This is a genomic window from Stenotrophomonas sp. YJH_SMC_81, assembly GCF_059370875.1.
In genome coordinates this window covers 626,032-641,324 of sequence record NZ_JCAFUB010000003.1, presented here as the reverse complement: position 1 = coordinate 641,324, position 15,293 = coordinate 626,032, and the positions used below count along the sequence as shown (strand labels likewise).

Genomic DNA, 15,293 nt, shown 5'->3' with positions numbered 1-15,293 from the left:
GCTGCCCGAATCGTGACGCCACAGATCAGCACCGACGGTCAGTGCCTGGCTGTTGCCACGGATGTCGAGCTGGCGGCTGACGGCATCGAAGCCGTTACGCGAGCCATCCACGCGGGCCCAGGCGCGGCCGGAGTTCTGGCCGGCGTTGCGGTCGTGGTAGCCCAGGCGGAACATCGTCTGCGCGGCCTGCAGGTTGGCCAGGTAGGCGCCTGGCTCGGGGCGCAGCACCGGTTCCGGATCGACCGGATCCACGGGATCCACGGGATCCACGGGATCCACAGGGTCGACCGGCGGGCATTGCGGCAAGCCGGGGTTGGCCTCGCAGGGGTCAGGAACCGTCGGCAGCTGGGAACGCAGGTACCAGTTGCCATCAGCGCCGGTACCCTTGTGCAGGAAGTACTCGTACTGACCGCCCACTGCGCGGCCGGAGAGGTTGAACTGGCCGTTGGAGGTGCCACCCACTTGGATCAGTTCGATGCCCTTGTCGGTCTGAGCACCGGCACCGCCGACGTTGTTGACGCGCACATTGGCAGTGCCGCTGGTGTCACCGCCGATGATCAGCTTGTCGGTGGCGGCGTTGTCGCCGGCCAATACGGTGTTGAAGATGATCGTGCCATCGGCGCCGCTGAAGTTGCCGTCTACGTTCAGGGTGTGGAAGGCGGAGCCGTCGCCGAGGGACACGGTGCCGTTGCCGAGGCTTAGCGCACCGACCGTGGAGTTTCCGGTCATGTTCCAGGTGGCAGAGTCCAGTGACACGCGAGTGACGTCGGTCATCGCGCCGGTGATGCTGGCGCCGTTCGAGAGTGCGACGTTCACAGTGCCCCCGGCAGCGTTAACGATGCCACCGGTCGCGCTCGAGGCATCGAGGTTCAGGTCGATCTCTGCGCCTGCATCCTCGACCAGAAGCGCGGTGCCGCTGCCACCGACCAGCTGGCTGCCGTTGCGGAAATTGAACGTCGCCAGGACAGAAGGCCTGCTACCAAAGCGCACAACATGAATGCCTGCGCCGCTGCGGCCTTCAACACGCGAAGCGTCTATCTCAACATTGGCTCTATCACCTGGTGCGGCCATTTGAAAGTTCGCATTGATGCCCGAATCATCACCAATGATGGTGCTTCCATTCCGGGCAAGCAGGTGGGCCGGGTCGGCCAACAGGAATCCAATACCGCGGTCAAAAGCGCCGTTGGAGTTGAACACGCCTTCGAGTCGGCTTGCGTCCAGCGTCAGATCGGCACCCTGCGTAGCACTACCACCGATGCCGGCACCTACCAGTGTGGTGCGTTCGACGACTGCGACGGAGCTGCCGGAAGTGCCACCGGAGGTAATCAGACTCAGGGCACGGCCGGCGGTGTTCCGGACGGTGCTGTCGCTCAACGAGAGTGAGCTGTTGTTCAGATTGATCCGCCCATCAATGGACACGCTGTTCGCCGTGACGCTGGATGTCCCTCGGGCATCGATGTCCAGGAGGCGTGCTCCTGGATTGCCTGTCAGCTGTGCGCCGTCGAGTGACCAGGACTCCGGGGCATCCCCAGCATTCACTGTGGCCGACTGGCCAGGGCCCAGAGTTCCGGCCTGGGCGGTGGATGCGAGGGTGATGCCGGTGGCTATGGCCATGGCAAGGGAACGACGAACTGCGATCTTCATGGCGGTACTCCTACGGGGTATCAAACTTCGGGAAACGGGCCGCATCACTTCGTTGGCGTGAATGAAACGCTGTGATGGCGTGAGGATGAAGTGATTCCGGCGCACTTTCCGGCCCGGCTGGTGCAAAGTGCAATAGCGGTCGCATTGCGACCGGGAATGCCGCAGGGCACCTTTTTCGCCCCGCTTTTCGGCTTTGGCGACAGTGTGGTGAGCGCCACGGCATCGAACCATGCAATTAGTTGCATAGGAAATCGGACAGCTTTTGTCGCCTTTAGATCCATTCAGTTGCGCCGCAACATGCGGCACCTGAAGCCCGGTGCTAGCATCCGGTCAACATCTTGAATCGATCCAAACGCCGATGCCCACGCTGGACCGTCGTCTCCTGATCGCTTTCGCCGCGACCGCCGTGCTTGCCTCCGGGGCGGCGCTGGCGGTCCCGTCGAAATCCGCCGCCGAACGCGCCTACGCCGCCGTCGATCCCTTCATCGGAACCGGTGGCGAGGGCCACACCTATCCCGGCGCCACGGTGCCGTTCGGCATGGTCCAGCTCAGCCCGGACACGCGCATCCAGCCGCGCGAGAAGGCCTATGGCTGGGCGGCGGGCTACCGCTACGACGACAGCAGCATCGTCGGTTTCTCGCATACGCATTTTTCCGGCACCGGTCATTCGGACCTGGGCGACATCCTGCTGATGCCGTTCACCGGCACTCCCGGCCTGGAGCGTGGCGATCCGGAGAAGCCGGGCAGCGGCTATGCCTCGCGGTTCCGCCACGCTGACGAGAAGGCCGAGCCGGGCTACTACGCGGTCACCCTGGACGACTACAGGGTGCGTGCCGAGCTGACCACCAGTACCCGCGTGGGCGTGCATCGCTATGCCTTCCCCAAGGGTACCGACGCCAAGGTGCTGCTGGACATGCGTACCAGCATGTACGACTACCCGGGCAAGGTGCTGTGGTCGCGGGTACGGGTGCGCGCCGACGGCACGGTCACGGGCTTCCGCGAAACCCGCGGCTGGGCGCCGGGCCGCCAGCTGTATTTCGCGATGCGTTTCTCGCGCCCGCTGGCCGGGCACGAGCTGCACAACACCGAGCAGGACATCGTCTACAAGGGCTTCCCGCCGCCGGGTGAGAAGGATCCCGCGCAGCGCGCCCAGATCGAGGGCCGACAGCTGGTCGGCACGTTCGCATTCGGCAAGCTGGATGCACCGCTGGTGGTGAAGGTGGCGATCTCGCCGGTCAGTGAAGCCGGCGCCATCGCCAACCTCGACGCCGAAGTGGCCGACTTCGATTTCGACCGCGTGCGTGCGCAGGCAAAGCAGGAGTGGACGCAGGCGCTGTCGGTACTCGATATCGACGCCCCCGAGCATGCGCGGCGCAGTGCCTATACCGCGCTGTACCACACCCTGCTGGGGCCGACGCTGTTCATGGATGCCGATGGCCAGTACCGCGGGCCGGACAATGCCGTGCACAAGGCCGAGGGCTACACGAACTATTCCACGTTCTCGCTGTGGGACACCTACCGTGCGCTGCACCCGTTGCTGACGCTGGTGCAGCCGGAGAAGCGCAACAGCGACTTCGTCAATTCCATGCTTGCCCACCATGAGCACAGCCCGTACGGCATGCTGCCGGTATGGTCGTTCCATGGCCTGGAAGACTGGTGCATGATCGGCTACCACGCCGTGCCGGTGATCGCCGATGCCTACGTGAAGGGCATTCGTGGCTTCGACGCCGACAAGGCGCTGAAGGCAATGGTCGAGACCGCCAATTACGGTCCCTATGACGGCATCGCGCAGTACCGCGAGCTGGGCTACGTGCCGATCGACGAGGAGGGCGAAGCAGCCAGCAAGACGCTGGAATACGCCTTCGACGACTGGACCATCGCACGCATGGCGCAGGCCATGGGCAAGGCCGATATCGCGGCGACCTTCGACAAGCGCGCAGGCAACTGGCGCAATGCCTTCGACAAGGACACCGGCTTCATGCGCGCACGCAAGCGCGACGGCAGTTTCCGCACGCCCTTCGACCCCAGCGCCAGCGGCTACGGCACCGACTATACCGAGGGCAACGCATGGCAGTATTCGTGGTACGTGCCGCAGGACGTCGCCGGGTTGGCGGCCGCGCACGGTGGCAGCGACAAGCTGCTCGCGCGCCTGGACGAGGTGTTCAACGCCAAGGTGGATCCGTCGATCTTCGAGCACATGGAAGACATCACCGGCCTGATCGGCTGGTATGCCCACGGCAATGAGCCCAGCCACCACGTGGCCTACCTGTATTCGTATGCCGGCCAGCCGTGGCGCACGCAGGCGCGCCTGAAGCAGATCATGGATACCCAGTACGCCGACCGCCCGGATGGCCTGGCCGGCAACGATGATGTCGGCCAGATGTCGGCGTGGTACGTGTTCACCGCGCTGGGCTTCTATCCAGTGGCCCCGGGCTCGGGCGAGTACATCCTTGGCCGTCCGTTCCTGCCGAAGACCGCGATGCGCCTGCCCAACGGCAAGACGTTCACCATCGTGGCCGAGGGGCTGGATGACGCGCACACGTACGTGGGCAGCGTGACGTTGAACGGCAAGCCGCTGCAGCGTACCTTCCTGCGCCACGACGAGATCCTGGCCGGCGGCGAACTGCGCTTCAGCATGCAGGCCGAGCCGAACAAGGACTGGCCGGGGCAGGGCGCGCAGGCGCCGTATTCGATGAGCCAGTGACGATTGGTAGGTGCCGACCTTGGTTGGCACGCTTCACGGGTGACCAGGAACCTGTAGAGCCGAGCCCACGCTCGGCTCAGGCATCGTGCCAGGAGCAGCCGAGCATGGGCTCGGCTCTACAAGGGCAATTCAACAACGCTCAGCGGAACCGCAGCCCCACGCGCGCGCCACCGAGCGGCGCCGTTTCGATCTTCAACATCGCACCATGCCGTTGCGCGATCTCGGCCACGATCGCCAGCCCCAGCCCGCAGCCGTCCCCCTCGCTGCTGGCCCGGTAGAAGCGTTCTGTGACGCGCGCGCGTTCGGCTTCGGCGATGCCGGCGCCGTCATCGTCCACCCAGACCTGCACGCCGTCGGTTTCCTGCCGAACGCCCAGGGTGATCACACCGGGCGCCGCGCCGTAGCGCAGCGCGTTGTCCAGCAGGTTACCCAGCGCCTCGCGCAGCAGCTGCGGATCGCCCTGTATATGCACGCCGTCGTCGGGTCCGTCGTATCCCAGGTCCACGCCTGCAGCCAACGCACGGTCGGCGTAGCGCTCGACCACGCCCCGCGCCAGCGCGGCCAGATCCGGCGGCTGCAGCGGCAGTGCGCTGCCCTGTGGATCTTCCGAGCGGCTGAGCATCAGCAGTTGGTTGACCAGGTGCTGCAGCCGCGCCAACCCAGCCAGCGTGCCGGACAGCGCGAGCTGCTGGGTCTGCGGATCCTGTTGCCGCAATGAACTCTCCAGCTCCACCTGCATCGCAGCAAGCGGCGTGCGCAGCTGGTGCGCGGCGTTGCTGACGAAGCGCCGTTGCGCGGCTTGCATGGCGTCCAGTCGCTGCAGCAGGGCGTTGTAGGCCTCCACCGCCGGCCACAGTTCGCGCGGCGCCTCCTGCGCCGGCTCCAGTGGCGCCAGCGGGTCGGGGCGTGGGCTGGCCAACCGCCGTGCCACCTGGTTGGCGTGGCGTGCAGCCGCGCCGGTCCCGGACCAGGCCAGCCAGGCCGCGAGGGCGAGGATCGCGGCCTGGAACGGAATGCTGGTCAGCAGCAGCTTGCGCTCCAGGCGGTGGCGCTTGCGCAGCGTCTCGGCCACGCGCAGGCGGATATCGTGGCCCGGCCCGGCGCTGACCACGACTTCGACCATGCGCACCGGCTGCCCACGCAGGCGCGCGTCGTAGTAGACGGCATCGTTGCTGCCGGCAGCGATCGCGGGGCGGGGCAGCGCTTCGGGCAGGTCGCCATACAGGCGCCCGCCCGCGGCGTCGACCACTTCGCCATGCACTTCGTCAGCGGTGTCCCAGGTGAACATGCGCGACACCGCAGGCGTGATCTCGATCGAGGCACGCCCGTCCTGCACCTTCACCAGCTCGGACAACGACATCGCCGAGTCCAGCAGCCAGCGGTCATAGACCTGGCCGGCATAGAACCGGGCCAGCGCGAATGAACCGACTGCGCTGCACAGCAGCAGCACCAGCAGTGGCAGCCACAGGCGGCGCAGCAGCAGGCCACGCAGGCTGTGCACGCGCTCAGTCACGCCCGGCCTCCAGCCGGTATCCAAGTCCACGCAGCATGCGGATGCCGACGCCGGCGCGCGCCTGTTCCAGCTTGCGGCGCAGGCGGCTGACATGCACCTCGATCACCGACAGGTTGGCCTCGTGGTCCCAGCTGTACAGCGCATCGAACAAGCGCTGCTTGGTGACGGTGCGACCGGGATGTTGCATCAGTGCCTCGACCAGCGACAGCTCGCGCGCGGTCAACTCGATGCGCTGGCCTTCAACCTGCACTTCATTGCGGATGCTGTCGAAGCACAACCGGCCCAATCGCTTCTGAGCCGGTGCATCGCTGCGGCGGCGCGACAGTGCACGCAGGCGGGCTTCCAGCTCACCGAGTGCGAACGGCTTGGCCAGGTAATCGTCGCCACCGCGGTCGAGGCCGAGGATGCGGTCCTCCACACCATCGCGTGCGGTCAGGATCAGCACCGGCAGGGTGGCGCCGTCGTTGCGCAGGCGCGAGAGCAGGTCCAGACCATCGACGTCGGGCAATGAAAGGTCGAGCACCATCACGTCATATGGCGCGCTGGCCAGTGCAGCGGGTGCATGCAGCCCGCGCGAGAGGTGGTCGCACAGATGACCCGCGCCCTGCAGGGCACGGATCAGTCCATCGGCCAGGGCGGCGTCGTCTTCGATCAGCAGGATTCGCATTGCAAGCTTCGTGCAAGGTTGGGGCAAGATTGGCGCAAGTGCGTCACCTTACCGTGACGCGCATGAATTTCTCCCCTTGCCTTGCGGCTGTGTTGGCCGCCCTCCTGTGCGCACCTGCGGCGTCGGCACTGTCCCTGCAGGAGGCGCAGCGCGCCATGGAAGCACACAACCCGGACCTGCGTGTGGCGGCACTGGCGCTGCGTGGCGTGCAGGGCGACGCGCAGACGGCGGCGCTGCGTCCAGCGACCGAGCTGTCGATCGGCACCAGCAAGCTCAGCCCCAGGCACGGCGTCGGCCCGGGCCGCTGGCAGGACAAGCGGATGGACAGCACCGTGGGCCTGGGCTGGACCTGGGAACGCGGTGGCAAGCGCGCCCTGCGCATTCGCCAGGCCGATGCGCTGCTGGAAGTGGCCCGTCTGGAGATGCTCGATACCCGGCGCCGCCAGCAAGTGGCGCTGCATGAAACCTATTTCGGCCTGAAGGGCGCGCAGGAGCGGGCGCAGATCGCCGACGCCAACCGCCAGAGTTCGGCCGAGCAGATGGCGGCGGCGGACAAGCAGGTCGCGACAGGGGCGATGGCACCGGTGGATCGCGCGCGGCTGGCGGTGGACGATCTCGCCGTAGCCGACGCGGCGCGCGAGGCGGCCCTGGATCTGCGCGATGCACGGCATGCGCTGGGGCTGCTGCTCGGCCGTGACGACAGCGGTGACCTGAGCGCTGATGAGCCCTGGCCCGACCCCGCAGCTGTTGACGCAACGGGCGCGTTCGATCCGCAGCAGCGTGCCGATCTGCGTGCGGCGCGTTCGCGCCTGGCCGCGGCGGATGCCGGTGTGGCACTGGCGCGCAGCGAGCGCTATCGCGACATCCAGTTGGGCGTGGAAGCCGAACGCGAGCCGACCGACATCAGCGGTGTGACCTGGGGCGTGTCGTTGACCATCCCGCTCGGCGGCCCGTCACGTGCACGCGGCACGATGCAGCGTGCCGAGGCCGACCGTGATAGTGCCGCGCTGGAACTGCAGGTGCTGCAGCGCGAAGCGCGCGCCGAACTTGACCTGCTGCAGGCCAGCGTGCAGTCCGCCGCGCAGCGCCGCAGCGACTACGAAGGACTGCAGTCCGACGCCGCGCGCAAGGCGGTGCAGGGCATCGAACTGGCCTACCGGCGCGGCGCCGCCAGCCTGACCGACCTGCTGGATGCGCGCCGTAGCTGGCGCGACTTCGAGGGCGCACTGATCGAAGCACGCGTCAACCATGCCATTGCCCTGGCGCGCTGGGAAGCGGCCACATCCGTTGCTGAAGGAGAGTCTCGATGAAGTTCATCGTCGTTTGTCGCCCGCAGGCGCGACATGCCGTGCTGCCGGCCTTGCTGGCGCTGGCCCTGCTGGGCGGCTGCGGCCGCGAGCCGGCGTCGTATACCGAGGACGCGCCGCAGGTCAGTGCCGGCCAGGTCCAGTTTCCAGCCGGCAGCCGCCAGCTGGACGTGCTGCGCAGCGAGGCGGTGACCGCCGGCGCAAGCGCCAGCCTGCAGCTGCCGGGCCGGGTGGTCTGGGACGAGACACGCTCCAGTGCACTGCGCACGCCGTTGCCGGGTCAGGTGGCGCGCATCGAGGCGCAGCCGGGGCAGAAAGTGAAGGCCGGCCAGGTGATTGCCTGGATCACCTCGCCCGAGTTCGGCCAGGCCCAGGCCCACAGCGTGCGTGGCCGCGCCGAGCTGCAGCGGGCCCGCCGGGAACTGGACCGTACCCGCGAGCTGCATGCCGCGGGTGTGGCGTCGGGCCGTGAACTGGACGAGGCCGAGGCCAACTTCGCGGGCAGCCAGGCCGATCATGCGCGCGCGAATGCATTCGCCCGGGCCTATGGCAATGGCCAGCGCGTGGACCAGCGCCTGCCGCTGCGCGCCCCCATCGATGGCGTGCTGGTGGAGCGGCGGATGAACCCGGGCATGTCGGTCAGTCCCGACAGCGAGCAGCCATTGGCAGTGATCGGCGATCCGGACCGCCTGTGGCTGCTGCTGGATGTTCCTGAAAGCCTGGCAGGGCGGTTGAAGGCCGGCATGCAGGTGAGCGTGCCCGGCGCCGATGGCCAGCCGCTGCAGGCGACCCTGCAGCACGTGGATGACTTCGTCGACAGTGAGCGCCGCGTGGTGCAGGCGCGTGCCGAGCTGGACAACCGCGCACGTGGCTTCAAGGCCGGGCAGTACGTACGCGCCCAGGTGGCGTTGCCGTCCGAGGGCGGTGTCTCGCTGCCCGACGCCGCGGTGTTGCTGATCGACGGAAAGCAGGTGGTGTTCGTGGAGGAAGGCAAGGGCCGCTTCGTGCGCCACGCGGTGCACGCCGAGGAGCTGGGTGACGGCCGCCTGTGGGTGCGTGAAGGCCTGGCGCGGGGCAGCAGAGTGGTCGTCGAGGGTGGCCTGCTGCTGCAACAGCTGGTGGACAGCGCGCCGGCAGCCGTCAGCACCGGCACGGGGCGCGCCGCCCCATGATCGATCGCCTGATTGCCTATTGCCTGCGCCAGCCGCTGATGGTGATGCTGGCGTTGCTGCTGTTCATCGGCGCTGGCATCGCCGCGTTCCGCGTGCTGCCGGTGGAAGCCTTCCCGGATGTGTCCGACACCCAGGTGACGGTGGTGTCGCTGCACCCGGGCCGTGCCGCCGAAGAGGTGGAGCGTGAGGTGACGATGCCGCTGGAAGTGGCGCTGTCCGGCATTCCGCATTCGGTGCGGGTGTTCTCGCATACGCAGTTCGGCCTGTCGATGATCATCCTGACCTTCGACGACAAGGCCGATGACTACTTCGCACGCCAGCAGGTGCTGGAGCGCCTGCAGGGCGTGGAGCTGCCGGAAGGGGTGACCCCGGAGCTGGAGGCGATGAGCTCGGCGGTGGGCGAGATCTACCGCTATGTGCTGAAAGGCCCGCACCTGACCCCGACCCAGCTGCGCACCGTGCAGGAATGGACGATGGAGCGTAGCCTGCGCACCGTTCCTGGAGTGGCCGATGTGATCAGCTTCGGTGGCTTTGCGCGCACCTTCCAGGTCAAGCCGGACCTGGACAAGCTGCGTGACCGCGGCATCAGCCTCGGTGAGTTCGCCGAGGCGCTGGAGAAGGGGAGTTCGAACGCGGGCGGCGGCTACGTGGAACGCGGCCAGCAGCAGTTCCTGATCCGTGGTGTGGGCCTGATGCGTTCGCCGGCCGACATTGGCAACGTGGTGGTGGCGCAGCGCGGTGGCACGCCAATCCTGGTGCGCGACCTTGCCGGTATCGCCGATACCGGCCTGCCCCGGCAGGGCCTGGTCGGCCACGACGACAATGACGATGCGGTGTTCGGCATGGTGCTGATGCGCAAGGGCGAGAACCCGTCCGACGTACTCGACGCCCTGCATGCGCGCATCGCCGAGATCGAGGCCAACCAGCTGCCGGCCGGGGTCAGCATCGAGCCGTTCTACGACCGCTCATGGCTGGTCTCGACCACGCTGAAAACCGTCTTCCGCAACCTGCTGGAAGGCGCCGTGCTGGTGTTCCTGGTGCTGTGGCTGTTCCTGTACAACGCCCGCGCGGCGCTGATCGTGGCGGCGATGATGCCGCTGGCACTGCTGTCGACCTTCCTCGGGCTGCACCTGTGGGGCGTACCGGCCAACCTGCTTTCGCTGGGAGCGATGGACTTCGGCATCATCATCGATGGCGCGGTGATCGTGACCGAGCACATCGTTTCGCGGCTGTCGAAGCTGCCGCCGAACGCTGACAGGAAAACGCGCTTCTCGACCGTCCTCTCGGCAGCCTCCGAAGTGGGGCGGCCGACGTTCTTCTCGATGCTGATCATCATCGCCGCGCACATCCCGATCTTCACCCTGCAGCGCCAGGAAGGCCGCATGTTCGCGCCGATGGCGTACTCGGTGACCTCGGCATTGATCGGTGCGTTGATCCTGGCGCTGACCGTGGTGCCGTTGTTCTGCTACTGGTGGCTGCGGCGCGACCGCATGCGTGATGGCAATCCACTGATGGACTGCCTGAGCGGCTGGTACAAGCCGATCCTGGAGCGGGCGCTGGCCCGCCCGCGTGCAGTGGTACTGACCGCGGTTGCGCTGCTGGTCGGCACGCTGGCACTGGGCACCCGGCTGGGTTCGGAGTTCCTGCCCGAGCTGGACGAAGGATCGATCTGGCTGACCGCCACGCTCGACCCGAGCACCAGCCTGGCCGAGGCGCAGCAGCAGTCGCGGCGCATCCGTGAGCTGGTCGGCACCTTCCCGCAGGTATCGACGGTAGTGGCCAAGCTGGGGCGTCCGGAGGACGGCTCCGACGCCAAGGGCGCCAACCAGATCGAGGCGCTGGTGGCACTGAAACCAGAGAAGGAATGGCCGAAGGGCGTGGACAAGCGGCAGCTGGTAAGCGACCTGCAGCGCATGCTGGAGCAGCGCATTCCGGGGCCGGAGTTCTCGATCTCGCAGCCGGTGCGCGACAACATCCTGGAGAGCATCTCGCAGATCAAGGGCCAGGTGGTGATCAAGGTGAGTGGCTCGGATCTGGACGTGCTCAACCAGCAGGCGCAGGCGATCCTGGCCCAGGTGCGTGGGGTGGACGGCGTGGAAAGCGCGTTCATCGATCGCGATGGTTCGCTGCCGCAGTTGCAGATCGACATCGACCGCGACCGTGCGGCGCGCTATGGCCTGAACGTGCGCGACATCGACGAGGTGATCGAGACTGCACTGGGCGGGCGCCAGGTCGGCGAGCTGTGGGAGGGCGACCGCAGGTTCCCGATTACGCTTCGCCTGGACGACGCCGACCGTGACCTGCAGCGGCTGCGCACGGTCCCGGTAGGCATCGGCGATGGCCACACGGTGACATTGTCTGACGTAGCCGACTTCCGCATGGCCAGCGGCGCGATCAACATCTCGCGCGAGAACGCGCAGCGGGTGAAGGCAGTGAGCATCTTCATCGCCGGCCGCGACATGGGCAGCGTGGTGGCTGACATGCGCAAGCGCGTGGATGCCAGCGTACAGCTGCCGGACGGCTACCGGCTGGAGTGGTCCGGCGAGTTCGAGAACCAGCAGCGTGCGATGAAGCGGCTGGGCTGGGTGATTCCGCTGTCGGTGCTGATCATCTTCGTGCTGCTGTTCGATGCCTTCAAGGACATCAGCAGCGCTGCGCTGATCCTGGCCAACGTGCCACTGGCGATGATCGGCGGCATCCTCGCCCTGTGGCTCACTGGCATCCCGCTGTCAGTGTCGGCGGCGATCGGTTTCATCGCGTTGTTCGGGCAAGCAGTGCTGAACGGCGTGGTGATGCTCAGTCGCTTCGCCCAGCTGCGCGAGCAGGGCATGGACCTGCTGCAGGCGGTGGTGCAAGGTTCGCTGCAGCGCCTGCGTACGGTGCTGATGACCGCGCTGCTGGCGATGTTCGGCCTGCTGCCGATGGCCACTTCGCATGCGATTGGTGCCGAGACGCAGAAGCCGCTGGCGGTGGTGGTGATCGGTGGCCTGCTGTCGGCGATGCTGCTGACACTGCTGGTGCTGCCTACGCTGTACTACTGGGTGCACGGGCGTCGCGAGGCCCATGGCGCCTGACCTGCCTGTAGCGCCGAGCCCACGCTCGGCTGCTTCTGGCCTTTGCGCGAAGAGCAGCCGAGCATGGGCTCGGCTCTACAAGGGCGTCGCGCCATGCGTGGATGCCATCTGTGCGATCTACACCATTCCGCCGTTGGCGCGCAGCACCTGGCCGTTGATCCAGCCGCCATCGACACCCACCAGGAAGGCCACTGCACGGGCGATGTCTTCCGGCGTGCCCAGCCGCTCCAGCGGGTTCATCTTCGCCAGCCGCTCGATCAGCTCGGGCGGCTTGCCGTCCAGGAACAAGTCGGTGGCGGTCGGGCCGGGCGCCACCGCATTCACGGTGATGTTGCGCCCGCGCAGCTCCTTGCTGAGGATCGCGCCCATGGTCTCCACCGCCGCCTTGCTGGCGGCGTACACGCTGTAGTTCTCCAGCCGGGTGCCGACCACGCTGGTGGACAGGGTGATGATGCGGCCACCGTCGCGCACCCGGCGCGCACTTTCACGCAGCACGTTGAAGGCGCCCTTGAGGTTGATGCCGATGACCCGCTCGAACAACGCGTCGTCGGTGTTGGCCAGCGGCGCCAGCTGCAGCACGCCGGCGCTGTTGACCACCACGTCGATACCGCCGAAACGGGCTTCGATCGCATCGAACAGCTGCGGCACTGCGTGCGGATCGGCGACGTCGCCCTGCAGCGCGATGGCCTGCGCGCCGGCTGCGATGAGTTCGGCTGCCAAGGCTTCGGCGTCGTCGCGGCGGCCCGCATAGTTGATCGCGACCGCGTGGCCGTCGGCGGCGAGCCGGCGGGAGATGGCGGCGCCGATGCCACGGGAGCCGCCGGTAACCAGGGCGACAGAGCGGACGGGGGAGGGGGTCATGGTGGTTTCCAGTGGGCACGCCGGAGTGGCGCAGGGCCATCTTCGCGCCATTGCCCGCTCGGATAATCCTGCATAATCCGCCAACATCATCCGGATAGCCGAACAATGGACCGCTTCACGGCCATGCGCGCCTTCGTCCGTATCGTCGAGCGCCGCAGCTTCACCCGGGCTTCCGAGGACTTGGGCCTGCCACGGGCCACGGTGACCGACGCGATCAAGGCACTGGAACAGCGGCTGGGCGTGCGCCTGCTGCACCGGACCACGCGGCGGGTGGTGCCAACGCTCGAAGGCGAGGCCTTCTATGGCCGTTGCCTGCGCCTGATCGCCGACATGGATGATGCGGAGGCCGCGTTCCGTGACGCGCCGCCACGCGGCCCGTTGCGCATTGAAGTGCATGGCACGCTGGGCCGGCACCTGCTGTTTCCGCACCTGCCGGAATTCCTGCAGCGCTACCCGGAGATCGAACTGGAGGTCAGCGAAGGCGACCGTTATGTCGACCTGTTGCGCGAAGGCGTGGATGCGGCGTTGCGGGTGGGGACGCTGGCCGACAGCGATCTGGCGGCGCGCCGGTTGACGATGCTGCGCGAGGTGACGGTTGCCTCGCCTGGCTACGTGCAGGCCAGGGGCGTGCCGGCCAGCATCGATGCCCTGCAGGACGGCCACCAGATGGTCGGCTACCGCTCCAGCGCCAGCGGCCAGCTGATTCCGCTGGAGTTCCAGCAGGGCGGGCAGGTGCGCTACCTGCCGCTGCCGGCGCGGGTGCGTGTGTCCGGTGCGGACGCCTTCCTTGGTGCTGCGCTCGCAGGCCTGGGCATCATCCAGGCACCGCGCTACCGGATGGACCCGTATATCGCGCGCGGGCAGCTGGTCGAGCTGTTGCCTGAGGCGCCGCCGACGCCAAGCCCTTTGAGCCTGGTCTACCCGCGCAACCGCACGCCGTCGCCGCGGTTGCGGGTGTTCATCGACTGGGTGACTGGGGTGTTCGACTCGTTCGAGGGTGCCGGCCAGCGGCCGGCACTACCGGGCCCGGTCAAACAGAGTGGGGTATTGCTTGGGTAGTGCCGGCCGCTGGCCGGCATCACAGCGCGTGCAGCGGCCCCTGCATGCGATGGAAACTCCCATCGGGGGCGGTGAACCAGGCCAGCGAACGCCCACCCACGAAGTCGTCGACATGCACCACCGTGGCGCCGTCGGCTTCCTGCCACGAAATGGCATAGATCCCGTCGCTGATCTGTTGCCACTCGCAGGCGGCTTCGCCACGTGCGCCGGCATAGGCGCCGGAGACGATGACGTACTGCACGTGGCGACCATCGGCGCTGTAGGCATTGTCGGCCGCCAGGCCGTCATAGCAGACGCGGAAACGGCGGCCAGCGAACACGGGCAGGTCGGTGGCAGCGCTCATCGAATCGCCACCGGGTTGATGTTGACCTGGGTCGAGCCGACGTACAGCGGCTGGCCGAGTACGAACAGGAATTCCCAGGCCTTGTCGCGCACCAGGGCACGGCTGTCGATCAGCTCCAGGTTGTAGATGCCGCGCTTGGCCAGCATGTACTGGTTGACCGGAAATTCCTCGGCACCGTCCGGGTTCGGGTAGACCTCCGAGGCCCAGGTGTCGCCACCGAAGGCGACGATGCCCTGGTCGGCCAGCCACTTCGCGGCCTCCATGCCGATACCCGGTTCCACTGCCAGGAATTGCGTGTTGTCCTTGCCGATCAGTTCCAGCCAGCCGGTGTTGAACAGCACCACGTCGCCCTTGCGCAGGCTCAGGCCCTGCTTCTTCAGCACGGCCTGGATGTCGGCGACGGTGAACACGGTGCCGCCGGGCACGATCGCCTTGCCGTAGTACGCGGTCATGTCCAGCACCACGCCGCGGGTGACCATTGGCGGTACCTTCTCGACGCCGAGCTTGCGCACACCGTCCACGGTGACGAAGTCGGCAGCCCTGTTGCCGTTGTAGTAGACGTTGTCGATGCCGATATGGCCGATGCCGTTGAGCTGGGTGCCAACGCCGGTCCAGGCGTTCACCAGTTCATCGTTGAAGGTGAACCTGTTGGGGCCCAGCGACGTGCCGGCCCGCTGGCCGACCTGCACGTTGTACAGGCGGAAGCTGCGGTGGCGGAACGCGGGCAGGTTCTTGTCCACCGGCACCGCCAGCGGATAGGTCTTGCCGGTCGTGACCAGCGAGACCGCGTGTTTGACCACGTCCGCGGTCAGCAGGTTGGCCGCGCCGATCTCGTCATTGGCACCGTAGGCAGAGGGATACCAGTCCTCGGCACTAGCCTGGAAGGACAGCGGCAGGGTGGCCAGCGCAAGGGCGGCCAGGGTCTTCATCTTCATGGCAAAGCTCCGGT

General features: G+C 67.3%; 11 protein-coding genes. 5 read left to right on the top strand and 6 right to left on the bottom strand.

The features are described 5' to 3' along the window. On the bottom strand, window positions 1-1,644 hold a 1,644-nt coding region (locus AC5P8U_RS09485), incomplete at its 3' end, for an autotransporter outer membrane beta-barrel domain-containing protein (protein WP_495214122.1). Window positions 1,645-2,002: 358 nt separating this feature from the next. On the opposite strand from AC5P8U_RS09485, the gene AC5P8U_RS09480 reads away from it, so the two are divergent. Next, window positions 2,003-4,348: a GH92 family glycosyl hydrolase gene (locus tag AC5P8U_RS09480; RefSeq protein ID WP_088496252.1), complete on the top strand. Its 2,346-nt coding sequence runs from the start codon at window positions 2,003-2,005 to the stop codon at window positions 4,346-4,348. A 139-nt stretch (window positions 4,349-4,487) separates the two neighbouring features. Here AC5P8U_RS09480 and AC5P8U_RS09475 read toward each other — a convergent pair whose 3' ends face one another. Then, complete coding sequence (locus tag AC5P8U_RS09475; RefSeq protein ID WP_088496253.1) at window positions 4,488-5,861, bottom strand: sensor histidine kinase; 1,374 nt, start codon at window positions 5,859-5,861, stop codon at window positions 4,488-4,490. Continuing rightward, a complete protein-coding gene (locus AC5P8U_RS09470) occupies window positions 5,854-6,528 on the bottom strand; it encodes a response regulator (RefSeq protein ID WP_088496254.1) in 675 nt (224 codons plus the stop codon). Before AC5P8U_RS09470 ends, AC5P8U_RS09475 begins: the two co-directional genes overlap by 8 nt. A gap of 62 nt (window positions 6,529-6,590) precedes the next feature. Here AC5P8U_RS09470 and AC5P8U_RS09465 point away from each other — a divergent pair, with 62 nt between their 5' ends. From AC5P8U_RS09465 to AC5P8U_RS09455, 3 genes are read left to right on the top strand one after another with little or no spacing between them, the layout of a single operon-like run. Further along, on the top strand, window positions 6,591-7,838 hold the full coding sequence (locus AC5P8U_RS09465) for a TolC family protein (RefSeq protein WP_289852686.1): 1,248 nt from the start codon (window positions 6,591-6,593) through the stop codon (window positions 7,836-7,838). Beyond that, a complete protein-coding gene (locus AC5P8U_RS09460; RefSeq protein ID WP_111007781.1) occupies window positions 7,835-9,007 on the top strand; it encodes an efflux RND transporter periplasmic adaptor subunit in 1,173 nt (390 codons plus the stop codon). Before AC5P8U_RS09465 ends, AC5P8U_RS09460 begins: the two co-directional genes overlap by 4 nt. After that, window positions 9,004-12,081, top strand: coding sequence for an efflux RND transporter permease subunit (locus tag AC5P8U_RS09455; protein WP_495214121.1), 3,078 nt, complete (start codon window positions 9,004-9,006; stop codon window positions 12,079-12,081). The genes AC5P8U_RS09460 and AC5P8U_RS09455 overlap by 4 nt, the downstream gene beginning before the upstream one ends. Before the next feature lie 117 nt (window positions 12,082-12,198). Here the strand turns inward: AC5P8U_RS09455 and AC5P8U_RS09450 are convergent, their stop codons facing one another. Next, window positions 12,199-12,942 carry an SDR family oxidoreductase gene (locus AC5P8U_RS09450; RefSeq protein WP_438914564.1) on the bottom strand — a complete coding sequence of 248 codons (744 nt, stop codon included), beginning with the start codon at window positions 12,940-12,942 and terminating at the stop codon, window positions 12,199-12,201. 105 nt (window positions 12,943-13,047) lie between these two features. On the opposite strand from AC5P8U_RS09450, the gene AC5P8U_RS09445 reads away from it, so the two are divergent. Then, a complete protein-coding gene (locus AC5P8U_RS09445; RefSeq protein WP_495214120.1) occupies window positions 13,048-14,001 on the top strand; it encodes a LysR family transcriptional regulator in 954 nt (317 codons plus the stop codon). Window positions 14,002-14,020: 19 nt separating this feature from the next. Here AC5P8U_RS09445 and AC5P8U_RS09440 read toward each other — a convergent pair whose 3' ends face one another. Then, the gene (locus tag AC5P8U_RS09440; protein ID WP_111007777.1) at window positions 14,021-14,344 is read right to left on the bottom strand and encodes a MoaF-related domain-containing protein; all 324 of its coding nucleotides are present in this window, start codon (window positions 14,342-14,344) and stop codon (window positions 14,021-14,023) included. Continuing rightward, window positions 14,341-15,279, bottom strand: a complete 939-nt coding sequence (locus AC5P8U_RS09435) for a cyclase family protein (protein WP_495214119.1) — start codon at window positions 15,277-15,279, stop codon at window positions 14,341-14,343. The genes AC5P8U_RS09440 and AC5P8U_RS09435 overlap by 4 nt, the downstream gene beginning before the upstream one ends. Window positions 15,280-15,293 lie beyond the last annotated feature (14 nt).

What these genes read in the sequence shown, in the direction of transcription:
- AC5P8U_RS09480 (WP_088496252.1), top strand. Translation starts at nt 2,003, where the DNA reads ATGCCCACGCTGGACCGTCGTCTCCTGATCGCTTTCGCCGCGACCGCC.
- AC5P8U_RS09470 (WP_088496254.1), bottom strand. Translation starts at nt 6,528, where the DNA reads ATGCGAATCCTGCTGATCGAAGACGACGCCGCCCTGGCCGATGGACTG.
- AC5P8U_RS09465 (WP_289852686.1), top strand. Translation starts at nt 6,591, where the DNA reads ATGAATTTCTCCCCTTGCCTTGCGGCTGTGTTGGCCGCCCTCCTGTGC.
- AC5P8U_RS09460 (WP_111007781.1), top strand. Translation starts at nt 7,835, where the DNA reads ATGAAGTTCATCGTCGTTTGTCGCCCGCAGGCGCGACATGCCGTGCTG.
- AC5P8U_RS09455 (WP_495214121.1), top strand. Translation starts at nt 9,004, where the DNA reads ATGATCGATCGCCTGATTGCCTATTGCCTGCGCCAGCCGCTGATGGTG.
- AC5P8U_RS09450 (WP_438914564.1), bottom strand. Translation starts at nt 12,942, where the DNA reads ATGACCCCCTCCCCCGTCCGCTCTGTCGCCCTGGTTACCGGCGGCTCC.
- AC5P8U_RS09445 (WP_495214120.1), top strand. Translation starts at nt 13,048, where the DNA reads ATGGACCGCTTCACGGCCATGCGCGCCTTCGTCCGTATCGTCGAGCGC.
- AC5P8U_RS09440 (WP_111007777.1), bottom strand. Translation starts at nt 14,344, where the DNA reads ATGAGCGCTGCCACCGACCTGCCCGTGTTCGCTGGCCGCCGTTTCCGC.
- AC5P8U_RS09435 (WP_495214119.1), bottom strand. Translation starts at nt 15,279, where the DNA reads ATGAAGATGAAGACCCTGGCCGCCCTTGCGCTGGCCACCCTGCCGCTG.